At 72.0% G+C, this 24,348-nt stretch carries 19 protein-coding genes and 1 pseudogene; 5 read left to right on the top strand and 15 right to left on the bottom strand.

Translation table 11 applies throughout. From position 1 onward, the window contains the following. Window positions 1-141: 141 nt before the first annotated feature. The 7 genes from GT045_RS18010 to GT045_RS18040 all read right to left on the bottom strand — a co-directional run bounded on the left by GT045_RS18010 (window position 142) and on the right by GT045_RS18040 (window position 9,186). The gene (locus GT045_RS18010; RefSeq protein ID WP_161296388.1) at window positions 142-1,194 is read right to left on the bottom strand and encodes a BMP family ABC transporter substrate-binding protein; all 1,053 of its coding nucleotides are present in this window, start codon (window positions 1,192-1,194) and stop codon (window positions 142-144) included. A gap of 396 nt (window positions 1,195-1,590) precedes the next feature. Further along, window positions 1,591-2,826, bottom strand: coding sequence for an amidohydrolase (locus tag GT045_RS18015; protein ID WP_202528381.1), 1,236 nt, complete (start codon window positions 2,824-2,826; stop codon window positions 1,591-1,593). Between the two features lie 721 nt (window positions 2,827-3,547). Then, window positions 3,548-4,114, bottom strand: coding sequence for a hypothetical protein (locus GT045_RS18020; RefSeq protein ID WP_161334795.1), 567 nt, complete (start codon window positions 4,112-4,114; stop codon window positions 3,548-3,550). A gap of 358 nt (window positions 4,115-4,472) precedes the next feature. Beyond that, a complete protein-coding gene (locus GT045_RS18025; RefSeq protein WP_161334796.1) occupies window positions 4,473-5,621 on the bottom strand; it encodes a hypothetical protein in 1,149 nt (382 codons plus the stop codon). 50 nt (window positions 5,622-5,671) lie between these two features. Next, window positions 5,672-6,610: an N-acetylneuraminate synthase family protein gene (locus GT045_RS18030; protein ID WP_161298081.1), complete on the bottom strand. Its 939-nt coding sequence runs from the start codon at window positions 6,608-6,610 to the stop codon at window positions 5,672-5,674. Window positions 6,611-6,622: 12 nt separating this feature from the next. Next, window positions 6,623-7,852 (bottom strand): N-acylneuraminate cytidylyltransferase, encoded by a 1,230-nt coding sequence (locus GT045_RS18035; protein ID WP_161298082.1) that lies wholly within the window; start codon window positions 7,850-7,852, stop codon window positions 6,623-6,625. Between the two features lie 23 nt (window positions 7,853-7,875). Beyond that, window positions 7,876-9,186 carry a DUF6716 putative glycosyltransferase gene (locus GT045_RS18040; RefSeq protein ID WP_161334797.1) on the bottom strand — a complete coding sequence of 437 codons (1,311 nt, stop codon included), beginning with the start codon at window positions 9,184-9,186 and terminating at the stop codon, window positions 7,876-7,878. Between the two features lie 198 nt (window positions 9,187-9,384). Between GT045_RS18040 and GT045_RS18045 the strand changes: the two genes are divergently transcribed. From GT045_RS18045 to GT045_RS18055, 3 genes are all read left to right on the top strand, one after another. Further along, the gene (locus tag GT045_RS18045; protein WP_161298092.1) at window positions 9,385-10,365 is read left to right on the top strand and encodes a glycosyltransferase family 2 protein; all 981 of its coding nucleotides are present in this window, start codon (window positions 9,385-9,387) and stop codon (window positions 10,363-10,365) included. Continuing rightward, window positions 10,365-11,708, top strand: a complete 1,344-nt coding sequence (locus GT045_RS18050; RefSeq protein ID WP_161334798.1) for a polysialyltransferase family glycosyltransferase — start codon at window positions 10,365-10,367, stop codon at window positions 11,706-11,708. Before GT045_RS18045 ends, GT045_RS18050 begins: the two co-directional genes overlap by 1 nt. A gap of 220 nt (window positions 11,709-11,928) precedes the next feature. After that, the gene (locus GT045_RS18055; protein ID WP_202528375.1) at window positions 11,929-13,110 is read left to right on the top strand and encodes an acyltransferase; all 1,182 of its coding nucleotides are present in this window, start codon (window positions 11,929-11,931) and stop codon (window positions 13,108-13,110) included. An 83-nt stretch (window positions 13,111-13,193) separates the two neighbouring features. Here GT045_RS18055 and GT045_RS18060 read toward each other — a convergent pair whose 3' ends face one another. From GT045_RS18060 to GT045_RS18070, 3 genes are all read right to left on the bottom strand, one after another. Next, a complete protein-coding gene (locus tag GT045_RS18060) occupies window positions 13,194-14,609 on the bottom strand; it encodes an alpha-2,8-polysialyltransferase family protein (protein ID WP_237538685.1) in 1,416 nt (471 codons plus the stop codon). Next, window positions 14,606-15,592, bottom strand: a complete 987-nt coding sequence (locus GT045_RS18065; RefSeq protein ID WP_161298085.1) for a glycosyltransferase family 2 protein — start codon at window positions 15,590-15,592, stop codon at window positions 14,606-14,608. The genes GT045_RS18060 and GT045_RS18065 overlap by 4 nt, the downstream gene beginning before the upstream one ends. Before the next feature lie 192 nt (window positions 15,593-15,784). Beyond that, window positions 15,785-16,435, bottom strand: coding sequence for a TetR/AcrR family transcriptional regulator C-terminal domain-containing protein (locus GT045_RS18070; protein WP_161334799.1), 651 nt, complete (start codon window positions 16,433-16,435; stop codon window positions 15,785-15,787). 71 nt (window positions 16,436-16,506) lie between these two features. On the opposite strand from GT045_RS18070, the gene GT045_RS18075 reads away from it, so the two are divergent. Continuing rightward, window positions 16,507-17,883 (top strand): FAD-dependent monooxygenase, encoded by a 1,377-nt coding sequence (locus GT045_RS18075; protein WP_161334800.1) that lies wholly within the window; start codon window positions 16,507-16,509, stop codon window positions 17,881-17,883. A gap of 38 nt (window positions 17,884-17,921) precedes the next feature. Here GT045_RS18075 and leuE read toward each other — a convergent pair whose 3' ends face one another. Both leuE and GT045_RS18085 read right to left on the bottom strand, forming a co-directional pair. Continuing rightward, window positions 17,922-18,572 (bottom strand): leucine efflux protein LeuE, encoded by a 651-nt coding sequence (gene leuE / locus GT045_RS18080; protein WP_161298088.1) that lies wholly within the window; start codon window positions 18,570-18,572, stop codon window positions 17,922-17,924. Window positions 18,573-18,843: 271 nt separating this feature from the next. Continuing rightward, complete coding sequence (locus GT045_RS18085) at window positions 18,844-20,424, bottom strand: methylmalonyl-CoA mutase family protein (protein ID WP_161298089.1); 1,581 nt, start codon at window positions 20,422-20,424, stop codon at window positions 18,844-18,846. 79 nt (window positions 20,425-20,503) lie between these two features. Here GT045_RS18085 and GT045_RS18090 point away from each other — a divergent pair, with 79 nt between their 5' ends. After that, a complete protein-coding gene (locus tag GT045_RS18090; protein ID WP_161298090.1) occupies window positions 20,504-21,328 on the top strand; it encodes a L,D-transpeptidase family protein in 825 nt (274 codons plus the stop codon). A 407-nt stretch (window positions 21,329-21,735) separates the two neighbouring features. Here GT045_RS18090 and GT045_RS18095 read toward each other — a convergent pair whose 3' ends face one another. The 3 genes and pseudogenes from GT045_RS18095 to GT045_RS39830 form a co-directional block, all read right to left on the bottom strand. After that, window positions 21,736-22,923 carry a hypothetical protein gene (locus GT045_RS18095; protein WP_202528377.1) on the bottom strand — a complete coding sequence of 396 codons (1,188 nt, stop codon included), beginning with the start codon at window positions 22,921-22,923 and terminating at the stop codon, window positions 21,736-21,738. Further along, a complete protein-coding gene (locus GT045_RS18100; RefSeq protein WP_161293157.1) occupies window positions 22,923-23,585 on the bottom strand; it encodes an RNA polymerase sigma factor in 663 nt (220 codons plus the stop codon). The genes GT045_RS18095 and GT045_RS18100 overlap by 1 nt, the downstream gene beginning before the upstream one ends. A 544-nt stretch (window positions 23,586-24,129) precedes the next feature. Next, window positions 24,130-24,348: pseudogene (locus GT045_RS39830) on the bottom strand (hypothetical protein); the annotation flags it as partial.

A 24,348-nucleotide genomic window follows, 5' to 3' on the forward strand; every position in this document is an offset into this window, starting at 1 on the left:
GCTGCGGGGAGGGGGCAGGCGTCGGCGACGCTAGCGCGGCAACTCCGTGCTACACGCGTAGAGTTGACACATTGTTATGGCTCGGCGAGGGGCTCCCGAGGGCGCCCCGCGCCGAGCCTGAGGTCCGACGGACCCGTCAGATCACGGGGTGGTCTTGACCTTGATCGAGCCGTCGACGATCTTCTTCTTCGCCGCGTCCAGCTTGGCCTGGATGTCGTCGATGAAGCCGCCGCTGGTGGCGAGCGAGACGCCGTCCTTGGCGAGCGAGTAGCTGTTGGTGCCGGTCAGCGGCTTGCCGTCGTGGACCGACTTGATGAAGTCGTACACACCGACGTCGACGTTCTTGACCATCGAGGTCAGGATCGCGCTCTTGTACTTGGCCAGGCCCGGGATGTTGTACTGGTCCGAGTCCACGCCGATGGCCCAGGAGCCCTTCTTGCCGGCGACGGCCTCGATCGCGCCGTTGCCGGAGGAGCCGGCCGCCGTGTAGATGACGTCGGCGCCGTTGTCCAGCATGCCCTGCGCGGCCTCCTTGCCCTTGTCGGGGCTGGCGAAGCCGGAGGTGTCCGAGCCGTGCGACAGGTACTGCGTGTCGATCTTGATCTTCGCGTCGGTGTCCTTGACGCCCTGGACGTAGCCCGCCTCGAACTTCTTGATCAGCGGGACGTCCACACCGCCGATGAAGCCGACGTGCTTCGACTTGGACTTCAGCGCGGCGGCGACACCGGCCAGGTAGGAGCCCTGCTCCTCGGTGAAGTTGATGCTGTCGACGTTCTTGGCCTCGACGACCGAGTCGACGATGCCGAAGCTGGTCTTCGGGTACTTCGCGGCGACCTTGGTCATGGAGGCGGCGTACGCGTAGCCGACGCCGATGACCGGGTTGTAGCCCGCGTCGGCCAGGTCCGACAGGCGCTGCTCGCGGTCGGCCTCGGTGTCGGAGGTCTTCGCGGTCAGCTCCTTGATGTCACCGCCGAACTCCTTCTTGGCCTTGTCGGCACCGCGCGCGGCGGAGTCGTTGAAGGAGCGGTCACCACGGCCGCCGACGTCGAACGCGAGACCGATCTTGACGCCCTTGCCGTCACCCGAGGACGAGCCGGTGTCCTTGTCGGAGGAGGTGCTGCCACAGGCAGTGGCAGTCAGTGCGAGTGCTGCGGACGCGATACACGCAGCGGAAAGCTTGGCTACCCGGCGCACGGGAGGCTCCTTCACCTGACCTGAGCGCCGTGTCGGCGCTTGATGGGAGCACCATGACAGTGCCCCAGCCACGACGCCCCCATTGGCGTCGGCTTCGCGGCATCGTAACGCGCGTAGATGTCGCAAAAAACCCCCTAGGGAAGCCGTTATCGATTCGAGGCAAACAGCGTCTGAACTCGATCTCAGGCCCTTCTCACCGCACTGTTGCGGACAGTGTGCGAATGGCTTGCATTCGTGTTGCGCCGACCGGGGAAACGGCCCCCGGGGGGCCGTCGACTCAGCCGCGGGCCGCCGCGGGGCCGTCGGCTCAGCCGCGGGCCGCCGGGGGCGTCGACTCAGCCGCGGGCCGCCGCGGGGGCCGTCGGCTCAGCCGCGGGCCGCCGGGGGGGCGTCGGCTCAGCCGCGGGCCGCGGCGGTCTCCAGGAAGGCGGCGGCGGTGAACATCTCCACACCGACCCTGATCGCGTACTCGTCCGCGTCGAAGTCGCCCTGGTGGAGGTCGCGCACCGTGCGCTCGCCGGGCCTGCGCACCCCGAGGCGGGCCATCGCCCCGGGCACCTCCTCCAGGTACCAGGAGAAGTCCTCGCCGCCGAGGCTCTGCTCGGTGCTCTCCACGGACCGCATGCCACGACGGGCGACCATGGCCCGCCGCAGCAGCTCGGTGGACTCCCGGTCGTTCACGACGGGCGGCACGCCCCGCATGTAGTTGATCTCCGACTTGGCACGGTGCAGCGTGGCGATCTCGTCGATGGCCTCGTGCACGATGTCGGGCGCGTCCCGCCAGGCGTCCAGGTCGAGGCAGCGGACGGTCCCGGACAGCTCGGCGTGCTGCGGTACGACGTTCGGGGCATGGCCGGACTCGATCCGGCCCCAGGTCAGGGCGAGGCCGGCGCGGGTGTCGACACGGCGCGCGACGAGCGCGGGCACGTCGATCGCCACGCGGGCGGCGGCGGTGACCAGGTCGGTGGTCAGGTGGGGGCGGGCGGTGTGCCCGCCGGGCCCGTCGAGCGCGATCTCCAGCCGGTCGCACGCGCTGGTGATCGGCCCGTGCCGCAGCCCGACCTTGCCGGCGTCCACCCTGGGGTCGCAGTGGGCGGCGAGGATCCGGCCGACGCCTTCGAGCACCCCGTCGGCGATGGCGCCGAGGGCACCGCCGGGCAGCACCTCCTCGGCGGGCTGGAACACCAGCCGCACCGGACGGGACAGCAGCCCCTTGGCGTGCAGGTCGGCGAGGACCAGGCCGGCGCCGAGGACGACGGTGGTGTGCACGTCGTGGCCGCAGGCGTGGGCACGGTCGGGCACGGTCGACCGGTAGGGGCAGTCGGTCTTGGTGTCGGGGATGGGCAGCGCGTCGATGTCGGCGCGCAGGGCCAGGATGGGCACGTCCGCACGCTCACCCTCCGTGACCCCGATGTCGCAGACGAGTCCGGTTCCGGTGGCGAGGACGCGGGGCCGCAGCCCCGCCCGCTCAAGCCGCTCCTTGATCGCGGCGGTCGTGCGGAACTCCTGGTTGCCCAGCTCGGGGTGCATGTGCAAGTCGCGTCGGAAGGCGACGAGTTCGGCGTGCAGGGACTCGCTCAGCACGCCGGGGAGCACATCCCCCGGGAGGCCGGCCTCGGACTCTAGGGACATCAATTGCTTCACCCTCTGAAGGGTAGGACGCCCACTGATCAACTACCCCTCGATCAACAAAAGTTCAGCCCGTTAGGGGAAGAAAATCTGACCGGCGGACGCATGGCTGCGGACTGGGGTGGGTAAAACCTCTGTTTTCTACATCCACGCATACCACGCATCGTGGGTCTCACGCGCGTCATGTCCACGAACCGGACCCCCCGGAGCACCGGCTCGCGGTAGCGTCCACGGGCGTGGAGCGACACGACCACGGACTTCCCGCGGACGACCCGCGCCTCCTGCGACGCGATCGCCGAGGACTACTCCACCCGCTGCCCCGGCGACCCGGCCCGTCCGCTCGGCTACTGCCGGCGCACGCAGGAGCAGATCAACCGAGGCGCTGGCCCGGGCGAGCCTGGAACCGGTGGCAGCCGTGCTCCGCGAGCCGTCCGGCGAGAAGACACGCCGACGGGCATTCCTACTGGCGCGACGGGGGTGAGGGGGGCCGGACCGCTACAGGTACTCGCCCTTCCGTCCCTCGGGGACCTGACAGCAGCCGGAGATGACGTCCAGGTTCAGCAGCGCAGGGTTGTCCTCGGCCATCTGAATGACGTGCAAGCTCCAGGGGTGGAGGACGCGGAAGTACCTGTCCGGGTCCTTGTCCGCGCACTCGGTCACCGTCGCGCGGGTGTCGGACGTCTTGCCCTTGACTCCCCGCTCGACCTCCTTCGACGGTGGTCCATCAGAAGTGCTCGACCTCTTGGCCGTCGGGCACCCGGTAACAGCCCGATACGACCATCAGGCTCAGCTTCGGCGGGTTCCTCTTCTCCATCCGGGTGATGTGCACGCCGGCTTTCTTCTCGTCGTTGTCGGCGATCAGGACGGTGTTCTTGTTCTTGCTGGTGTCCTGGCCGTACTGGACGATCTTCCAGCCGTGCTTCGGCAGGTTCTCCTCGAGGTGCCGCATCGCGGTGCCCAGATCACTCTCCGACGCCGGGTGGAAGCTCCACTGGTGGAAGATCTGGAAGTGGGTGTCCCGGTCCTTGCCCGGGCACTCCTGGACCCCCGGGCGGCTGTCGGACGCCTTGCCCTCGACCCCGATCAGGTCGTAGACACCACTGGAGACCCTCTCCATCGCGTCCGAGGCCGCCCGCGAGGTGCTCGTCCCGGCGGACCGGACACCGTCAGAGCCGCTGTCCGAGGTGCTGTCGGTGCCGCCGGCGGAGTTGTCGTCAGTCATGCTGCATCCGGTGAGGGTGGTGAGTACGAGGGGTACGGTGAGCGCGAGTGCGCTCATGCTGATCTTCACGTCGCGGGGTCTCTCCTACTTCACGTGCGCCCAGAAGTCGGGCGCCGGCTTCAGCTGCGCGTCGTCTCCGTTCCCGATGACGACGAGGGCCGGGCACCTTGCCGTCGACCTCACCGAGCCCCGGCTGGCCGTCGTCCAGCTTGCCCAGCGCCTTGCCGATGCCGTCCTGCAGACCCTTGGTGTCCTCGCCCTCCGGCGTCCAGGGCGTGATGTCCCCCCGCTTCCCGCTTCCCCGCCGCCGGCGGGCTGCCGTCGCCTCGCGCATGCCCTTTCGGGCAGGCAAATGATCTTATGGAGACGCGATCACGCGGCGCCTGAGTACCCGTACTCAGTCGGGGCCGGTTGGGTTCGGGCCGGGCTAGGCGAGGCTCACCGCCGCCAGACGGTGGACGTCGCGGGCCGTGTCGGTCACTCCTGACAGGAAGCCCTGGGCCCGGGGGGAGGCGGTGTCCGTGAGCCAGGCCGGGTCGATGTCGCAGACCGCGACGCGGACGCCCGTACCGGCCAGGGCCAGCGGCAGGGTGTGCACGACCGTGGACGGGAAGCTGAGGATCGTCCGCCCTATGGGGCCACGGCGGGCGATCAGTTCCAGGGGGAGGTCCGGACGCACTATCTCCAGCCCCGTCTCGGCGGCCAGGCGGTGCAGTTTGTCGGTGCTCTCGCGGCGGTGCGCGAAGTAGCGGGTGGCGCCGTGCGCCTTGGCCAGGCCGCGGACGGCCTCCAGGTAGCGGTCGCCGTCCACGACCCCGGTCTCCACCAGCGAGGTGCCGACCATGTCCGCGCCCTTGGTGATGCGCGGCGGCCCGAAGCGGGCGCGGGTCCAGGCGAAGTCGTTGGCGGTGACGGTGACGCCCTCGGGGGTCTCGGTCACCGGCATGGAGGAGAAGACCTCGACCCGGCGGTGGGCGCTCGGGGTGAGACGGCGGCGGGCGGAGGAGGACACCGGCGCGAAGAGCAGGTCGCGGGCGCCGGGCCGGCCGCCCTTGCGGTGCCAGCGGACCAGGCGTTCGCCGCGGGCCAGCTGGGCGACGAACTCCATCGTCGCCGTGCCGTCGTCGACGACGACCAGGTCTTGGGCGCGGGTGATGGTCAGCAGCAGCTGCACGTAGCGGGAGAACGGGTCCCCCATGACGATCCGGTCGGCCCGGCGGAGGGAGCCCGCCAGGCCGCCGATCGTGTGGAAGGGCGCGGTCGTGCCGCCCCGCGCCTCCTCCCAGCGCACCCGGTACCCCTCGTCCCGGGCCAGGTCGGCCATGCGGCGCAGCTGGCCCCGGGTCATGGGGTCGGTCGGGGACAGGACGACGACGGTGAGCTCCGCGCCGGCCGCCGGGTTCTCACCGGCCACCGTCCGCCGTATCTGCACGGGCACGGACGGCAGGGTGTCCGTGCCCGCGCTGTGCAGGCCGTGCAGGTGCGCCCACTCCAGTACGTTCAGCAGCTGGACCGGGCTCTCCACGAAGGCGAGCGTGCGGAGGGGGTGGCCGGTGTGACCGGCGCGGGGGCTCATCGGCGTACGACCGTCCCGTCGTAGGGCAATCCGTCAGGCAATCGGGGTGCTCAGACCGTGACCGGCTCGCCCGCGGCCGCGGCGATCTCCGCCTCGGCGACGACACCGGTGACGCGGCGCAGCTTCTTCATCGGGCCCAGCTCGGAGTCGTAGACCTTCTTGACGCCGTCACCGAGGGAGGCCTCGATGGTGCGGATGTCCCGGACGAGGCGGACGAGGCCCTGCGGCTCCACGGAGGCGGCCTGGTCGGAGCCCCACATGGCGCGGTCCAGGGTGATGTGGCGCTCGACGAAGGTCGCCCCGAGCGCGACCGCGGCGAGGGTGGTCTGCAGGCCGGTCTCGTGGCCGGAGTAGCCGATCGGGACGTTCGGGAACTCCTTCTCCAGTGTGTTGATCACACGGAGGTTCAGCTCCTCGGCCTTGGCCGGGTAGGTGGAGGTGGCGTGGCACATGAGGATGTTGTCGCTGCCGAGGACCTCGACCGCGTGGCGGATCTGCTTCGGCGTCGACATGCCGGTGGAGAGGATGACCGAGCGGCCGGTGGCGCGCAGGGCCTTCAGCAGCTCGTCGTCGGTGAGGGAGGCGGAGGCCACCTTGTGGGCGGGGACGTCGAACTTCTCCAGGAAGGCGACGGCCTCGGTGTCCCACGGGGAGGCGAACCAGTCGATGTTCTTGCTCTTGCAGTACTCGTCGATCTGGCGGTACTCGTCCTCGCCGAACTCCACGCGGTGGCGGTAGTCGATGTAGGTCATCCGGCCCCAGGGGGTGTCGCGCTCGATGTCCCACTGGTCACGGGGGGTGCAGATCTCGGGGGTGCGCTTCTGGAACTTGACGGCGTCGCAGCCGGCCTCGGCGGCCACGTCGATCAGCTTGAAGGCGTTCTCCAGCTCACCGTTGTGGTTGATGCCGATCTCGCCGCAGATGTAGACGGGCTTGCCGGGGCCGACCTCGCGCGAACCGAAGGTGCGCAGACGGGAGTTGGTGCTCATCAGGGGGTGTCCTTACTTGGGGAGGGAGTCGAGAGAGGGGCCGAGGATCCAGCTGGCGATCTCTCGGATCGCGCCGTCGCCGCCGGGGACGGTGGTGACCGCGCGTGCGGCGCCGCGTACGACGTCGTGGGCGCTCGCGACCGCCACGGGCCAGCCCACCAGGGCGAAGCACGGGAGGTCGTTCACGTCGTTGCCGACGTAGAGCACGCGCTCCGGCGCGATGCCCTGCTCCTCGCACCACTGCTTCAGTGCGAGGTCTTTCCGGTCGATGCCGTGCAGCACGGGGATCCGCAGCTTCCGTGCGCGGGCGGCGACGACCGGGTTCTGTTCCGTGGACAGGATCAGCATCTTCAGGCCGCTCCTGCGCAGCGCCGCGATGCCGAGTCCGTCGCCGCGGTGCACGGCGACGACCTCCCGTCCGTCGGAGTCGATCAGCACCCGGTCGTCGGTCTGGGTGCCGTCGAAGTCCAGTACGACCGCGTCGATGTCGTCGGCGGCCGGCAGCGAACCGGGGCGGTCCGCGTCGAAGAGGGGGGCGAGGGCCCGGGCCCGCGCGAGGTCGTGCGGGTCGTCGATCTCCAGCACCCGGGCCGGGTCGGTGCGCACCAGCTCGGTGTGGCCGAAGAAGCGGTGACGCTGCTCGCGGAAGCCGGCCGCGTCCATGGCGTAGGCGGCGCCCGTCTCCAGGAAGTCCTGGGGGCGGTCCTGGCGGCGCGGGCGGTAGGACTTGTCGTGGTTGACGCCCACCCCGCCCTCGCCCTCGGTGTCGGCCTCGCGCCAGACGAAGCCGTGGAAGGGAGCCACGGTGACGGCGGTGTCGGCGCCGTTCTCGGCGACCGCGGCGGCCACCCCGTCGATGTCCTCGCGGATCACGAACGGGCTGGTGCACTGCACGAGCAGGACCACGTCGACCGGGGCGCCGTGCAGCGCTTCGTGGGTGTCCATGGCGTGCAGGACCGCGGCCTCCGAGGTGGCGGTGTCACCGGCGATGGCGGCGGGCCGCAGCACGACCTCGGCGCCGGCCTCCCGGGCGGCGGCGGCGATGGCCTGGTCGTCGGTGGAGACGACGACGTCGGTCACCAGCCGGGTCGCCCGGCACTCGCGCACCGCGCGCGCCACCAGCGGGACACCGCCCACGGGGGCGAGGTTCTTCGCGGGGACGCCCTTGGAGCCGCCACGCGCCGGGATCACCGCGAGTACCCGGCGGACCGAAGCTCGCGGGCCCGCTTCCGAGTGGGACATGGGGTCTACTCCTTGCAATGAGGTCACAGCTCGCCCATCCGCCGGATCACGGGGGCGACCCGCTGGACGCCGTGCCGGTAGGCGCCGCGCGCGGCCTTGCGGACGATCTGCCGGACGGGGCCGGGCGCCTTGTCGGCGGCGGGCGCCCCGGGCAGCGGTACGCCGTCGGGGCCGAGGTGGTGGCGGGCGAGGATGCCCGGCAGGTATCCGGGCGCGGTCTCGGGCGTGTAGTAGGGGTTCAGGGGCGGCAGGCCGCCGGGGCGGTCGAGCAGCTTGGCGATGCGTTCCCGGGCGGTGTCGAACGCCGTCGCGTAGGTGCCGTCGGCCGCGACGCCCTGCCGGGCCACCCACTCCTCGTCGGGCACCGGCAGGTGCCCGGCGTCGAGCTGGTCCCAGGAGGCGAGGCAGCCGGAGCCGGTGAAGTGGTGGTTGCCGAGCACCTCGCGCACCCCGAGGTCGGTGAGGACGGCCGTGGGGATACGGCGGTGCAGGGCTTCCAGGGCGGCGGTGGAGCTGACCGTGACGAGCAGGTCGGTGCGGTCGAGCACCTCGCCCATGTGCCCGTACACCAGACGGAAGTTGGCGGGCAGGTCCCTGCCCTGGGCCAGCTTCTGGTACGGCAGTTCCTCGATGTGGGTGGTGTGCTCGCCGGGCCTGGAGCGCAGCTTCAGCAGCACCTCGCGCTCGGGGTGCCTGCGGGCGTGCGCCACCGCGCGGTCGAGCAGGTAGAGCCGGTCGCGGCGGTTGTCCGGCACGGACGGCTGGACCGCGAACACCACGGTGTAGGGGTCGTGTTCGCCGGTGTAGGGCGTGCCGCCGAGGAAGGGCAGCGCGACCTCGGTGACCGAGGAGGCGTCGGCGCCCACGCCCTCGTAGACGGCCCGGAACCGGTCCGCGTCGTGGCGGGAGTTGGCGAGGACGAGGTCCGCGCCGTGCCGCAGCAGCAGTCCGTCGGTGAGCTTCTCGTAGACGACCCCGACATAGCCGGTGACGACCACGGGACGCCTGCCCGGGCCCCAGGCGGCGCGCAGTCCGTGCAGCATCGCCTGGACGCCGCCGCCGACCAGGGCGAGGACGAGGACGTCGTAGGACTCCTCGGTCATCGCGCGCAGGAACTCGATGCCGGTGACTTCGTTCAGGGAGGCGGCCCGGACGCCGACTTCCGTCAGCTGGCGGGCGGTGGGGGTGGCTCGTCCCCGCAGGAGGTAGCCGTCGAGGCGGACCTCGGCAGCCGCGGGAGTGAGGCGCTGCGCGGTGAGCGCACCCCACTTCCAGCGGGTGTCGGAGTCCGCGAGGACGGCGACCCGCAGGGACTTCGTAGCACTTGCTGGCACGTCCAAGACGCTAGGAAGCGATTCCGAGGTTCCGCCCAACCTGAATACAACAAACGGTTAACAGCACGTCGCCGAATGGCGAATCAGGCTCTGATCACACCGGAAAACAGCCTGGTTCACAGCTTTGCCACGTGCAGTTCACCTGAAATCAAGGAGACGGTCAGGGCGCGGGCCGGGCTTCCCTCTAACGTCATCCGGGTGGTGAAGCTCTCGGTCATCGTGCCCTTCTACAACGTCCAGCAATACGCGCCAGACACGCTGAAGAGCCTGCGTGCGAACACGCGTGAGGACTTCGAATTCATTCTCGTCGACGACTGCTCGCGCGACGAGACCCCGGAGATCCTGGCGCGCGCGGAACGCGATCTGCCCGGCGCGGTCCTGGTCAGACACGAACAGAACGGAGGGCTGGCGACGGCGCGCAACACCGGTATCGACCGGGCGCGCGGCGAGTACCTGACGTTCCTGGACGGTGACGACTGGCTCGCCCCCGGGTACTACCCCCGACTGGTCGCGGCCATGGACGAGTTGGGCTGCGACTTCGTCCGCACCGACCATGTGCAGTGCACCGGCCGGGCCCGTGCCATCCACCGGGTGCCGCAGGGCCGCCGCGGTGTCGTGCTGAACCCGCGGGACACGATCCTGCCCGCGGACCGGTCCACCTCCGTCGACTACGCGTACGCGTGGGCGGGTGTCTACCACCGCCGGCTCGTCGACGAGGGCCTGCTGCACTTCACCCACGGGCTGCGCACGGCCGAGGACCGGCCGTGGATCTGGCGGCTGCACCGGGAGGCCAAGTCCTTCGCCGCCGTCGGCCTGCTGGGGGTCTATTACCGCCGCGGTGTCGCTTCGTCACTCACTCAGATCGGTGACGTCCGTCAACTTGATTTCATTCGCGCATTCGACCAGGTGATCGAGGAAACGGCACGGGATCCCGAGGCCGATAAACTGCTGCCGAAAGCCGTGCGCACATATTGCGCCATCATGGCTCATCACCTCGGATCGATCGAGAGGTTCGAACCCGCCGTGGCTCGACAATTGCGTTCCCTGAGCGCGGGCGCGCTGAAGAGGCTGCCGCAGGACGTACTGGCGCAGGTCCTGGACTCGATGGATCCGCAGCGCGCGAGCCGGCTGCGGCGGCTCAGGCGCCGGCCGGCCGGTGCCCGGACGGTGGCCGCCTGATGCCCCGCACCACGCACATCTTCTGCGCGTCGACCCTGTACGGAGCGGCCACCCTGGCCGCCGCCCTCGACGCCGGGCTGTTCGAACCGGCGGACCGCCGGCTGCTCGTGGTCACCAACAACGCGGCCAACCCCGAGACCACGCCGTCGGTGGACCGGATGCCGGGCTTCCGGACCATCGGCGACCGCTTCGACGGCGTGCTGTCCTGGAACGAGACCATCGCGCCGCTGCACCCGAGCGGCTGGGGCCCGCGCGCCAACGACATCCCCATGTGGGAGCGGTACGTACGGCTGCTGTGGGGACTCGGTGACGACCAGATCCGGATCAGCGTGGAATCCGTGCAGGTCAACCCGGCACTGGCACTGTGCCAGCTGTTCACCGGCGCTCCGGTCGATGTCTACGCCGACGGCCTCATGAGCTATGGCCCCACGCGCGACAAGATCGACCCGCTGGTCGGCACGCGCATCGAACGCCTCCTCCACCTCGACCTGGTCCCCGGGCTGACCCCGCTGCTGCTCACCGAGTTCGGTGTGCGCCCGGAACTGGTGCCCACCGAGGTGTTCCTGAAGGTGCTGGAGGAACTCGCCGAGGACGAGACGGAACTGCCGGGCACCGGTGAGCCGCGGCCCGCCCTGCTCCTCGGCCAGTACCTCTCCGCTCTGGAGATCCTCAGCGCCGCCGAGGAGGAGGAGCTGCACCTGAGGATGGTGCGCGGCGCGGTGGCGCTCGGCCACCGCAGGCTGGTCTTCAAGCCCCATCCGGTGGCGCCCGCCCACTGGTCACGGCTGCTGCGGGAGGAGGCGGACCGGCTCGGCGCCGAACTCGTCCTGCTGGACGTGCCCGTGCTCGCCGAGGTGGCGTTCCAGCGGCTGCGCCCCGCGCTGGTCGTCAGCTGCTTCTCGACCGCGCTGTTCACGGCGGCGGCCCTGTACGGGCTGCCCGTCGCCCGGGTCGGTACGGACACCGTCCTGGCCCGGCTCGCGCCCTACCAGAACAGCAACCGGGTGCCGGTGACCATCGCCGACGCGCTGCTGCCGGACCTCGGCGACGCGGGTGCCGTGTCCGGCTGGTCGATGCCGTCCCGGGAACGGGTGGACGAACTGGCCGCGCTGCTCGGGGCGGTGGGCTTCGCCATGCAGCCGAAGATCTATCCGCAGCTGCGGGGCGCCGCCGAGAGCTACCTCTCCCGGCACCTCGACCCGCACACCTGGCGCTACTTCAAGCGCCGTCGACTGACCTCGCTGGCTCTGCCGGGGGCGGTTCCCGCCCAGTTGTCGTTCATCCCGCGCAATGCGACCGTACGCCGGATCGCCCGTCGGGCCCGGGCGCTGACCAGGCGCTGAGCCCGCCGCCCAGCCGCGCGCCGCTCCCCCGCCGCACCGGGGGGCGGCGCGTTCTGCCGCGCCCACGCGTCAACTTGGCGCCCCTGTTTTCACCCACGCGACATCTGTGCGATCGCCGCACGTCAACTTCGGATCGCCTTTCCTCCGTCGGGGTTGCGTAGCGTCGTTCCGTTGACCCACGGACGACCCAAGTCTTCGCATCCGCCGAAAGAGGCCCACGATGAAACCGGCCGACCAGACCCTCGCACCGGCGAGCACCGTCGGGGCGCTGCCCGCCGAACGGCTGCCGGCTCCCGGCACCTTGCCGGCCAGTCCCGTCCGCCGGCGCGCGGGTGACCGGCTGCGTGCCCTGGACGGGCTGCGGCTGCTGGCCGCGCTGATGGTCTGCCTCTACCACTTCGCCGGCAAGAACGGCGAGGTCGCCGAATCCTGGCACCAGTCCCCCTCGGGCGTGTTCCCGTCCCTGTCACGGGTGGCGACCTACGGCTGCCTCGGCGTCCAGTTCTTCTTCGTCATCAGCGGCTTCGTCATCTGCATGAGCAGCTGGGGCCGCACCCTGGGCGCCTTCTTCCGCTCCCGCGTCTCCCGGCTGTACCCGGCGTACTGGGCGGCCCTGCTGATGGTGGGCGCCGCCTCGGTGCTCCTGCCGGTGGTGGTGCACCCGCTCCGGTCGGATGAGTTCCTGGTGAACTTCACGATGCTGCAGCAGCCGATGGGCGTGCCGCGGGTGCTGGGCGTGTGCTGGACGCTCTGGGTGGAGATGCGTTTCTACGTGCTCTTCGCGCTGTTCGTGATCTGGCGCGGTGTCACCTACCGGCGCGTGGTGACCTTCTGCATCCTGTGGACGCTGGCCGGTGTCTTCGCCCGTGTCGCCGACCTGCCGCTCACGGACGAGCTGGTGATGCGGGACCACGCCCCGTACTTCATCGGCGGCCTGGCCCTCTACCTGATCCACCGCTTCGGCAGCGACCTGCTGCTGTGGGGCATCGTCGGCACGTCCTTCCTGCTGGGCCAGCGCTACTCGGTCACGGCCCTGTGGCACCCGGGCGGGCACGGCGACTTCCCGCGCGACCCGTACGTCATCCAGGGGATCGTCTTCCTGTCCTTCGCGGCGGTCGCGGTGGTGGCGCTGGGCTGGACGCGCTGGGCGAACTGGCGCTGGCTGACGGTGGCGGGGGCGCTGACGTACCCCTTCTATCTGATCCACGAGCACCTGGGCTGGTTCGTCATCCGGGTGCTGCACCGGGGCCTCGGCCTCGGCGCGTACGCCACGCTCGCGGTGACGGTCAGCGGGTTCCTGGTCCTCGCCTGGCTGATGCACCGCTTCGTGGAGCGGCCGTTCGGGCCGCGGCTGAAGCGGGCGCTGGCGGCGCAGCGGCCGGGGACCGTCCCGTCGCGCTGAGCGGGGCCCTGCCGCACACGGACGACGGCGGCCGGCAGGAGCGGATCGCTCCCACCGGCCGCCGTGGCGTGCGCCCGGCGCGCCTACCGCCGGCGTGCGCGGATCTGCTTCACGGCCTTGCGGACGGCGGGGTGGCGGCGCAGGGCCTCGGCGCGTACGGGGCTGCCGCCGGGCAGGCGGAGCGCGGTCAGGCGGCGCTTCTTGAAGTACCGCGGATACTCGGCGAGGTGCGCGCCGAGCCAGGCGGCGGCCTCCGGGTGCAGGCCGGGGTGCTTGCGGGACTGCATGCAGTAGCCCACGGTGCGCACGAGCGGGCCGAGTGTGCCGCCGAGCGAGTCGAGCGGCAGCGGGGTGCCGGTCACGTCGCGTTCGGCGTCGGGCAGGGCCGCGTCGATGATCGTGAGCGGGATGCGGTTGCTGTTCTCGTACGGGGTGATGCGGTCCAGGAGCAGTTCCGTGCCGACCCGCGCGACCGGGATGCCGTAGAAGGCGGCGGCCGTCATCAGCGCGGTGGAGAAGCAGCCGACGACCAGTTCCGGCTTCAGGTGGGCGAACACGGTCTCGGCGAGCACCGGCTCGCTCAGGACGGTCAGCCGCACCCCGAGTTCCGCGGCCTCCGCCTCCAGCGACGTGTTGTAGACGCTGGGGGCGCTGGGGTGGGGCTTGAAGAGGACGGCGCGGTGTCCGGCGCGGGCGGCGGCGCGCACCATCCGGACGTGCAGCTCCTCCTCCTCGTCCTGTGTGATCAGGTTGATGGCCGAGAGGTACTGGCCGAGCAGCACGGCGGTGGGCCGCCCCGCGGCGGGGACGCGGTCGGCGAGGATGCCGGCGCCCTCCTCGCCGATCTGGGCGAGGACCTCGACGATGGACTCGTTCGGCACGGCCACGGGCTCGACCCCGTACTCGGCCAGGAGCATGGGCCGCAGCCCGGGTATCAGGTCGAGGTGGAGCACGCGCGCGATGCGGGTGCTCATGTTGTGCGGGATGCGGTTGCGGGTGGGGCCGTAGCTCATCAGGCCGTCCGCGTACACGTGGATCGGGCTGTCGGCGAAGATGTCGGCGACCGCGCGGGAGGGGTTGGCCTGGATCGACTCGCAGGCGATCTCGACCGGCTCGTCACCCAGGTTCCAGGCCAGGCGTACGGCCTTCTCCCACAGCACCAGGTCCTGGCCGCGCGGCGACCAGCCGGCCGGGTGGTGCGGGGAGATGAAGTCGTTCCAGGAGCGGACCTCGTCGAACTCCGGGCGCAGCCGCTCGAATCCGGCCATCCGGTCCAGCGGGGTGCCGACCTCGGGCACGGCGGCGGTGTTGCTGACGACGAGGATGCGGCGGTGCTCGGCGCGGGGGCCGAAGAGTCCGGCGCGCAGGGCGGCGGTGACGGTGGCCGCCGCGTACTGGGTGGCGGAGAAGAATATCTGGGTCGTACCGCGCCGGGGTGCGCCCCCGGCCGTGGCCGGTGCCGTGCCCGCGCCGCTGTCCGTACGGTCCGTGCCGCTCATGCGGCCACTCCCTTCATGCCGCCGCGTATGCGCCGCAGCACCTGTACGCGTGTCTCGCCCATGCCGGCGAGGGCTTCGTTCAGTTCTTCCTCCGACATCCGTCCCAGCGTCTCACCGGCCAGCTGCCGCAGCCTGGCGGCGACGCTGCGCTCGAACCGGTCCCGGTTCAGCAGCTGGTGGGCGATGACGACGCAGTAGTTGCGCAGCGCCTTCTTGCGCAGCGTGCCGGCCTCGGGGTCGTCGGCGAGTTCGGCGAGGACGAGGTCGAAGGAGCGGAAGAAGTCCAGCTGGCGCACGTCACCGATCTGGGTGAGCGAGCTGGCGACGCCCCGGCGGTAGAAGACGCCGTGCAGCCCGGCGACGGCGTAGGAGTCCGCCCTGCGGTGCAGCTCCCAGATCCAGGGCCGGTCCTCGGCGGTGCGCAGCCCGTCGTGGAAGCGCAGCAGGCCGCGGTCGAGCAGGCGCCGGTGGTAGACGCCGGCCCAGGCGTACGGGTAGTCGACCATGGTCGACTCGCCGACGGGGAGGATGGAGCCGCGCGGGTCGAGCGCGATGTGCCGGCGTCCTTCCGGCGCCCGGTGGACGGCGCGCTGGACGCCGGTCACCTGGACGTGGTCGGTGCGGACGAAGTCGACGTCCAGGCGCTCGATCCGGTCCACCAGGGTTTCGAGGTAGCCGGGGGCGAACCAGTCGTCACCGTCGAGGAAGGTGAGGTAGCGGCCCTCGGCCGCGTCGATGCCGGTGTTGCGGGCGGTGGCCAGTCCACCGTTCTGCTCGTGCCGGATCACCCTGCTGTTCGGCAGCCGTTTCGTCAGTTCCAGCAACGCCTCGTACGTCCTGTCCTTGGTCGACCGGTCCTCGATGAGGAGGAACTCGAAGTCGTCCCGGGCGTTGTGGACAAGACTGGCGACCGTCTCCGCTATGTAGGTCTCGACGTTGTAGCAGGGGATGATCACCGACAGTTTCGGGGAGCGGTTGGTCACACGTACACCCGGGCTCTCTCAGGGGCAGGTCGTCTCAGGGGCAGGTCGCTGCGACCGTAGAAAGTGTTCGACGCCGGGCGGCGTCCCCCACCGGAACACGGGGTGAACGAGAGGTGGCGGCATGAAGTCGACGTCCGGGGTACACCCGTACGTCACCGGTCCGCCGTCCGCCGGAGGTGTCCGCGTCCCCGTTCAGTCGATCCCGTAGCGTGCCGCGATGCCCTCGGTCAGCAGCTCCAGCCCTTCTTCGAACTGCGCGTCGTAGCCGTCGAAGAGCAGTTTCCCGGCCTCGGCCGCCAGTGGGTAGGCGGCCAGCCGCCGGGCGCGTTCCTCGACGTCGTACCCCTCGCGGCGCTCGTCCGGGAGCGGCCGCACCCCTTGCTCCTCGGTGACGAAGCCGAGGGTGTACACGTGGGTGGTGCGGGCCGCCTGGACGGCCTGGGCGAGGGTGAGGCCGGCCTCCGTCAGCAGGCGCAGGGTCGCCTCCATCGCGCCGGCGTGCTCCGTGCCCGTGAAGCGTGAGCCGCTGTAGACCTTGGCGCCGTCGCGGTAGCGGAGCAGCGTGGCCCGCAGCTCGCGGTTGGCCAGCAGCAGCCGCTCCCGCCAGGTGTCGGCGGGGTCGAGGGCGGTGCCGGCGACCATCCGCCGGTACATCTCCGTCGCCATCTCGTCCAGCAGCGCCTGCTTGTCCTTGAAGTGCCAGTACAGGGCGGGCGCCTTGACGTCCAGCTCCCTGGCGATGGCGCGCAGGGTCAGTCCCTCCAGTCCGACCTCGTTCAGCAGCCGCAGCGCCGTGTCGGCGACGCGTCGTCGGTCCAGAGGTGCACGTTTCGCGGGGCTCACACTTGACAGCTTAACAGCGTTAAGTGCACCGTTGCCGACGACGGAACTTAACGACGTTAAGGAGATATGTCATGGATGTCGTGATCGTGGGGGCGGGTCCGACGGGGCTGGCGCTCGGTATCGATCTCGCCCGGCGCGGGGTGCAGGCCCTGCTGGTGGAGCGGGAGCGGGGGCTCTTCCCCGGCTCCCGCGGCAAGGGGATCCAGCCCCGCACCCAGGAGGTCTTCGACGACCTGGGTGTCCTGGACGCGGTCCGGGCGGCGGGCGGCCCCTACCCGGCCCGGCTGATCTGGAAGGACGGCGAACCGGTCGGCGAGCGGCCGATGTTCGAGGAGATCCCGGCGGACGAGGGCACGCCGTACACCGACCCGCTGATGGTCGCGCAGTGGCGGACCCAGGAGGTGCTGTACGCGCGGCTGGTGGAGCTGGGCGGCCGGGTGGCGTTCGGGCGCGAGGTGACGGGCCTGGAGCAGGACGCGGACGGCGTGAGCGTGCGGTTCGCCGACGGCACGGCCGTCCGTGCGGGGTACGTCGTCGCCGCCGACGGAGGCCGCTCGGCGATCCGGCGCGCGCTGGGCGTCGGCATGACCGGGGAGCCGGTCGACCCGGCGTCGTTCCTGGTGGCCGACGTGACGGTGACGGGCCTCGACCGCGACCACTGGCACACGTTCCCGGCGGCCGGCGACGCCGGCCTGGCCCTGTGCCCCCTCGCCGGCACGGACGACTTCCAGCTCCAGGGGCGCCTGCCCGAGGGCACCAGGGCCGAGCTGTCCCTGGCGGGGGGCCGGGAGCTGGTGGCCGCGTACACGCACCTGGACCCCGGCCGGGTGACCGGGGTGCGCTGGATCTCGGACTTCCGGCCGCGCACCGGCCTGGCGGAGCGGTTCCGGGTGGGCCGGGTGTTCCTCGCGGGCGACGCGGCGCACGTCCACTCACCGGCGGGCGGGCAGGGGCTGAACACCAGCGTCCAGGACGCCTACAACCTGGGCTGGAAGCTGGGCGCGGTGCTGCAAGGCGGGGCGCACGAGGCGCTGCTGGACACCTTCGAGGAGGAGCGGCGCGCCAACGCCGCCGACATGCTGGGCCTGTCGACGGCCGTGCACCGCGGGGAGGTGCGGCGCGGCAGGGCGACGGTGCAGCTGGGACTGGGCTACCGGGGGTCCTCGCTCAGCGTGGACACCCGTACCGCGCCGGCCGGGATCCGGGCGGGCGACCGGGCACCGGACGGCAGGGTGGACGGCGTGCGGCTCTTCGACGCCTTCCGGGGGCCGCACTGGACGCTGCTGGGAGCGTCACTGCCGCGGATCCGGTCGCTCCCGTCGGCCCCGGAGAGCTACGGCCCGGGCGTCTTCCTGGTCCGCCCCGACGGGTACGTGGGCTGGGCGGGCGAGACCACCGGGGGCCTGCGGGAGTACGCGGAACGAGCGGGAGCCTTCGCGGGGGCGTAGGGCGGGCCCCCTGGGGCGTAGGGCGAGCCTCCGGGTGGTCAGGCGCCGGCCAGCGACAGCTTCACCGCGAACCCGAGGAACAGGGCACCCGCCGCCGAGGTCGCCGTCGCCGCCAGCCGCCTGCGGCGCCGGAAGGCCGCGGCGAGGCGGGTGCCGCCGAATATCAGGGCGCTGAGGTAGAGGCAGCTGGCCAGCTGTGCGAGCGTGCCGAGGACCACGAAGGACAGCGCCGGGTAGGCGTAGCCCGGGTCCACGAACTGCACGAAGAAGGCGACGAAGAACAGGATCGCCTTGGGGTTGAAGAGGCTGACGACGAAGGCACGGCGGAAGGGGCGCTCGTCGGTGACCTTGGCGGGGGCGGCGTCCTCGACGGTCCGCTCCCCGCGGGCCCGCCACATCTGCCACGCGGACCGCAGCATCCCGAGCGCCAGCCAGGTCAGGTAACCGGCACCGGCGTACTTCACGATCCCGAACAGCACGGCGTTGCCCTGGAGCAGCGAGGCGACGCCGGCCGCGGAGAGGGTCATCAGCACGGTGTCCCCGCACCACACGCCCGCGGCGGCGGTGTACCCCGCCCGCACACCTCGGCGGGCGGCCACGGAGAGCACGTACAGGGAGTTGGGACCGGGCAGCAGGACGATCAGGATCAGGCCCGCGAGGTAGGTGGGGAGGTCGATGACGCCGAACATGCAAGGAGTGTCGCACGCGGGTACGACACCGGGCCGGGGCGGACCGGCCCACCTCGCCACCGGCCTCTTCGTCACCGCTACTAGGCCGCCGGCTGCATCCCCAGCGGTCTCACCCCCGGCCTCTTCGTCACCGCTACTCGGCCGCCGGCTGCATCCCCACCGGCCTTCACCCCCCGGCCTCTTCCTCATCGGCCTTCACCCCCACCGGCCCTCATCACCGGGGGACGCGGACGATCAGGGGACGCGGACGGGACCGGGTGGGAAGGACCGGTCAGAACGCGTCGGTCGGCACATAGCTCCCCCACACCTGCCGCAGCACCCCGCACACCTCCCCCACCGTCGCCCGCGCCCGCAACGCCTCCTTCATCGGGTACAGGACGTTGTCCTCCCCCTCGGCGGCCCCGCGCAGAGCGTCAAGCGCCGCCCGGACCGCGCCCTGGTCCCGCCCGGCCCGCAGCCGGGCCAGCCGTTCCGTCTGCCGGGCCTCGACCGCCGGGTCCATCCGCAACGGCTCGTACGGCTCCTCCTCGTCCAGCCGGAAGCGGTTCACGCCGACCACGACCCGCTCCCCGGAGTCGGTCTCCGTGGCGATCCGGTACGCGTTGCGTTCGATCTCGGACTTCTGGAAGCCCCGCTCGATCGCCGCGACCGCCCCGCCCAGCTCCTCGACCCTCCGCATCAGGCCGACGGCGGCCTCCTCCACGTCGTCCGTCATCCGCTCGACCGCGTAGGAGCCCGCGAACGGGTCCACCGTCGCCGTCACGTCCGTCTCGTGCGCGAGGACCTGCTGGGTGCGCAGCGCCAGCCGCGCGCTCTTCTCGGTCGGCAGCGCGATCGCCTCGTCGAAGGAGTTGGTATGCAGGGACTGGGTGCCGCCGAGGACGGCCGCCAGGGCCTGGACGGTGACCCTGACCAGGTTCACCTCCGGCTGCTGGGCCGTCAGCTGGACCCCGGCCGTCTGGGTGTGGAAGCGCAGCATCAGGGACCTGGGATCGCGCGCGCCGAACTCCTCCCGCATCACCCGCGCCCATATCCTGCGTGCCGCGCGGAACTTGGCGACCTCCTCCAGCAGCGTCGTGCGGGCCACGAAGAAGAAGGACAGGCGCGGGGCGAAGTCGTCGACGTCCATGCCCGCCGCCAGCGCCGTGCGCACGTACTCGATGCCGTCGGCGAGGGTGAAGGCGATCTCCTGCGCGGGGGACGCGCCCGCCTCGGCCATGTGGTAGCCGGAGATCGAGATCGTGTTCCACCTCGGCATCACGGCGGCGCAGTAGCGGAAGACGTCCGCCGTCAGCCGCAGGGAGGGCCTGGGCGGGAAGATGTACGTGCCCCGCGCGATGTACTCCTTCAGGACGTCGTTCTGGACGGTTCCGGTCAGCCGGTGGGCCGGGACGCCCTGCTCCTCGGCCACCAGCTCGTAGAGCAGGAGCAGCAGCGCGGCGGGCGCGTTGATGGTCATGGACGTGGAGACCTGGTCCAGCGGGATGCCGTCGAACAGCATCCGCATGTCCTCGACCGAGTCGACCGCCACTCCCACCCTGCCGACCTCGCCGTGCGCCAGGGGTGCGTCGGAGTCGTGGCCCATCTGGGTCGGCAGGTCGAAGGCGACGGACAGCCCGGTGGTGCCGTGGGCGATCAGCTGCCGGTAGCGGGCGTTGGACTCGGCCGCCGTGCCGAAGCCGGCGTACTGGCGCATGGTCCAGGGGCGGCCGGTGTACATGGTCGGATACACCCCGCGGGTGAACGGGTACGCGCCCGGTTCGCCCAGTTTCCGGTCCGGGTCCCAGCCGGTCAGGTCGGCCGGCCCGTAGACCGGCTCGACCGGCAGGCCCGACTCCGACTCACGTGCCATGGCTGCCTCCGCGGTACGCCCCCGCACTCCTCACCATGCCCCGGAGTCCGGCGCCGGTCACGTGGGAAGCATCCACGGCATGAGGATCCCGGGGACACCTGCCGCCCTGTTCGCCTCGGCCGCCGCCGCGGTCACCGCTCTCGCCGCGCTCTGCGGCTGCACCGTGCAGCCGCCGGGCCCCGACGGCAAGCACGGACTGCCGGTGCGGATCCGGCTGCCGGAGAGCCGGTCCTCCTGGCCCGCCGGGACGGCGCCCGCCGCCCAGCCGGCGCCGCGGGTGCTGTGGTCGCCCGGCGACAGCGGGCCGGCCGTGCGCGAGCTCCAGGCGCGACTGCGCCAGGTGGCCTGGCTGTTCGCGGGTCCGACGGGGTCGTACGACGGCCCGACCGAGCAGGCGGTTCGGGGCTTCCAGGGCAAGCGGGGGCTGCCGCGGACCGGCGCGACGGATGCCGAGACCTGGCGGCGTCTGGTGGCGATGACGCGTGCGCCGGGCAGGTGGGAGCTGTATCCGATGGGCGGCCAGCCGGCCGCGGCGGCGGATCCGCGCTGTCTGACCGGGCGGGTGCTGTGCGTCAGCAAGACCAGCCGGACGCTGCGCTGGATGGTCGACGGGCGGACCCTGTCCGTGCTGTCCGTGCGCTTCGGCAGCCAGTACACCCCGACCCGTGAGGGTGTGTTCACCGTCTACTGGAAGTCGCGGCACCATGTGTCGACCCTCTACGACGCGCCGATGCCGTACGCGCTGTTCTTCAGCGGTGGCCAGGCCGTGCACTACTCGTACGACTTCGCGGCACGCGGCTACGCGGGCGGTTCGCACGGGTGCGTGAACGTCCGGGACGAGGCGGCGATGGCCCGGCTCTTCGCACAGGTGCGGACCGGCGACAAGGTCGTCGTGTACTGGTGAGCCCGGCCGTCCGGGCGGTGCGCGGCTGTACGCGGCGATGCGGTGGCCGCGGTCGGTCCGGTGCGTTTGTGGGCGCGGGCGGGACCGGGGGAACGTGTCCCGCCCGCGCCAGGTGCACGAGCCTTGGGGTACGGGGGGAACCCCGGCTCAGTGCGACGGCCGATGACCAGTCGGCTCACTCAGTACTGCGTCGTCGGCTCCAGAAACGTCACACCTCACGGAAAAGAACTTTTGCGCGAGCCGAAACCGCAGGTCAGAGGGCCGCCACGGAGAAGCCGGGGGAGGCGGCAGGGAGGCGAGAAGGTCGGCTCCGCACGGCCGGCCACCGCGAGGCGGCCAGGAGGTCGGCTGCGCGCGGCCGGCGACCGCAGGGCGGCCAGGTGCGGGAACCGGGCGCCGGGCGCCGGTCAGAGCGCGGTGTACGTCGGGCTCGGCGACGGGGGCGACAGTCGGTGGGTGGGCGGGCGGCCCGCGGAGGAGGTGGGGGCGGGGACGGGAGCGGGCAGGGCGTCGCCGCGGCGCCGGGCGCCGTCGCCCGACCGGTGGCCGTGTCCCGGGTGCCCGTGGTCCCGATCGTGGTCGCGGTCACGGCCGTGGCCGTCCTCGTCGCCCCGGCCGTCACCCTGGCCGCCGCCCTTGTGTCCGCCGCCGCCCTTGCTCCTGCCGCCCTTGCCCGGCCGCTTGTCGCGGTCCTGCCCGGTGCCGACGTCCCCGCCGGCACCGCCGCTCGTGGCGCCGGAGACGACGTCACCCGCGGCCAGCAGGACCTTGCAGTACCTGGTCACCCGGCCGGAACCGCCCGCCAGGTCCGCCAGGGCGCGCTCGCGGCCGGCGTCCAGCTCACCGCCGTCCCGCAGGGTGCGGCAGGCCGCGGCGACGCCGCCCCACCCGGGGCCGGACGTCGCGGAGGGTGCGCCGGTGCCGGGAGCGGTGCTGTGGCCCGACGCGTCGTCCTCGGCGGCGGCCTCGTCGGAACCGCTGTCGCGGCTCTCCTGCGTACGGTCGCCGGGAACGCCGGTGCCGCCGGTCGCGCCGGGAACCCCCGTGCCCGCCCCGCCACCGGGGGTGAGCCACGGGGAGGGGGAGGCGAGCGGCTCTCCGGTGCTGGTACCGGCCGGGACGGAGGCGCCGGGCCGGGGGTGTTCGTCGCCGAACGGCGTGGGCAGCACTCCGCTGCCCGCGGCCACGGCGACCCCGCCGAGCGTGCCCACGGTCAGCGCGGCGGCCAGCGCCAGGCGTGCCGGCCGGGCCCAGCCGGGACGCCGGGCCCGGATTCCGGTACGCGTCGGCACGCCGATGCGCACCAGGCCCGCGTCGGAACCGGGTGCGGGTGCGCGGGCGGCGGAGAGGGCGTGGGCAGCGGCGGTGCGCTCCGCCTCGGCGGCCTCCCTGACCTTGCGGAACGCGGCCAGCGCGGCCTGCTCGCCGGGTAGCTCACCGGCGGCGGGTGCGGCCTGCGCGGACAGCGCGCCGAGCGCCTGGGACAGGTGTTCGGCCTGGTCACGGGCGGAAGGGTCGACGGCTTCCAGTGACTCACCGCGCAGCAGGCGTTCCGCCGTCTCCCGGTTCAGCCACTTGTACTGCTCGTCGGCCATCACATGTCCTTCTGCGTCCGCGCACGCGTATGCGTCACAGTTGCGGACGTCACCGCGCCGCGGCGCGGTTCTCGCTGTGGCGGGAGGGCGTCGAGCCCGCCCGCCGATTCCGGATCGGCGCCGATCAGCTCCGCGAGCCGCTTCAGGCCGCGGTGCGCTGCGGTGCGGACGGCGCCCGCGCGCTTGCCGAGTGTCTCGGCGGCGGTCTTGGCGTCCAGGCCCACGACCACGCGCAGGACGACCGCTTCGGCCTGGTCCTGCGGGAGCCTGGCGATCAGGGAGAGGGTGCTGTCGGTGGCCAGGGCCTCGATGGCCTCACCGGCCGTGTCGGACTCGGCGGCCCTGCCGGTCAGTTCCGTCTCGTCGCCGCCTATGGCGGGCCGGCGGCCCCGCATGCGTATGTGGTCCAGGGCGCGGTTGCGCGCTATCCGGGCGGCCCAGCCGCGGAACCGGTCGGCGTCGCCGCTGAACCGGTCGATGTCCCGGGCGATCTGGAGCCATGCCTCGGAGGTGACGTCCTCGGCGTCCGGATCGCCGACCAGCGTGCGTACGTATCCGAGCAGCCGGGGGTGCACCGCGCGGTACACCGTACGGAACGCGGCTTCGTCCCCGCTCTGTGCCGCACACACCGCGGTGGTCAGCTCCGCGTCGTCCCCCAGCACCGCACTCCCTTTACGCCTGTCTTCGGTCGGCGCGAAAGGCACGTTACGGCGTTAAACCGCTGCTCGTCCACGTCTGTAGAAGATGCAACTAACTCGTGACCGGGTCCGGATGTGCACACGGTGATGTTCGGACGTGGCCGGGTGTGACAGAAACCGCACTCACGGCGCTGTAGGAAGTACGGGCCGCGCGCGGCCCGCCCGCGCGGCGGCCGGGGCCTCTCCTGTGGGGGGTGGCGGCCCCGGCCGTCTCCGGCTGGCACTCGGCGGCTGCCGCTTGCCGGGGAACGGCGCCGACCACCGCCGCCGTCACGGCCGGCGCGTCCTGCGGCTCCACGGCCGCGGGGGGCATCCGTCCTCGTACACGTCGAGCCTGGTACACGCCGGACTCCTCTGTGTACGTCGTAGTCCTCTGCTGTGGACGTCGCAGCCCGCCCTCGTACACGTCGCAGCCCTCGTACACGCCGGAGCCCTCTGTGTATGTCGGAGTCCTCCGTGCCCGTCGCAGCCCTCGTACACACCGTCCACGGCCCGCGCCCGGTGCCGTTCACCCGGCCGGCCGGTCCGGCGCCGGCGTGGTGTCGTCCGTTCCGGGTCCGGTCGTAGGGAGCTGTGGGCGCCCCTCCCGCCGTTCCGTCCCGGTGGGCCCGGCCGCCGGGGCGGGAGCGCCGAGTCTGCGGGCCAGGCTGCGCAGCCCCCGGTGCGCGGCGGTCCGGACGGCGCCGGGGCGCTTGCCGAGGACGCGGGCGGCGGCCGGGCCGTCGAG

It is taken from the genome of Streptomyces sp. SID486, from assembly GCF_009865385.1.
In the GTDB taxonomy this organism is placed as follows: Bacteria; Actinomycetota; Actinomycetes; order Streptomycetales; family Streptomycetaceae; genus Streptomyces.

What these genes read in the sequence shown, in the direction of transcription:
- GT045_RS18015 (WP_202528381.1), bottom strand. Translation starts at nt 2,826, where the DNA reads ATGTCCCTAGAGTCCGAGGCCGGCCTCCCGGGGGATGTGCTCCCCGGC.
- GT045_RS18025 (WP_161334796.1), bottom strand. Translation starts at nt 5,621, where the DNA reads ATGAGCCCCCGCGCCGGTCACACCGGCCACCCCCTCCGCACGCTCGCC.
- GT045_RS18030 (WP_161298081.1), bottom strand. Translation starts at nt 6,610, where the DNA reads ATGAGCACCAACTCCCGTCTGCGCACCTTCGGTTCGCGCGAGGTCGGC.
- GT045_RS18035 (WP_161298082.1), bottom strand. Translation starts at nt 7,852, where the DNA reads ATGTCCCACTCGGAAGCGGGCCCGCGAGCTTCGGTCCGCCGGGTACTC.
- GT045_RS18050 (WP_161334798.1), top strand. Translation starts at nt 10,365, where the DNA reads ATGCCCCGCACCACGCACATCTTCTGCGCGTCGACCCTGTACGGAGCG.
- GT045_RS18055 (WP_202528375.1), top strand. Translation starts at nt 11,929, where the DNA reads ATGAAACCGGCCGACCAGACCCTCGCACCGGCGAGCACCGTCGGGGCG.
- GT045_RS18060 (WP_237538685.1), bottom strand. Translation starts at nt 14,609, where the DNA reads ATGAGCGGCACGGACCGTACGGACAGCGGCGCGGGCACGGCACCGGCC.
- GT045_RS18075 (WP_161334800.1), top strand. Translation starts at nt 16,507, where the DNA reads ATGGATGTCGTGATCGTGGGGGCGGGTCCGACGGGGCTGGCGCTCGGT.
- leuE (WP_161298088.1), bottom strand. Translation starts at nt 18,572, where the DNA reads ATGTTCGGCGTCATCGACCTCCCCACCTACCTCGCGGGCCTGATCCTG.
- GT045_RS18085 (WP_161298089.1), bottom strand. Translation starts at nt 20,424, where the DNA reads ATGGCACGTGAGTCGGAGTCGGGCCTGCCGGTCGAGCCGGTCTACGGG.
- GT045_RS18090 (WP_161298090.1), top strand. Translation starts at nt 20,504, where the DNA reads ATGAGGATCCCGGGGACACCTGCCGCCCTGTTCGCCTCGGCCGCCGCC.
- GT045_RS18095 (WP_202528377.1), bottom strand. Translation starts at nt 22,923, where the DNA reads ATGGCCGACGAGCAGTACAAGTGGCTGAACCGGGAGACGGCGGAACGC.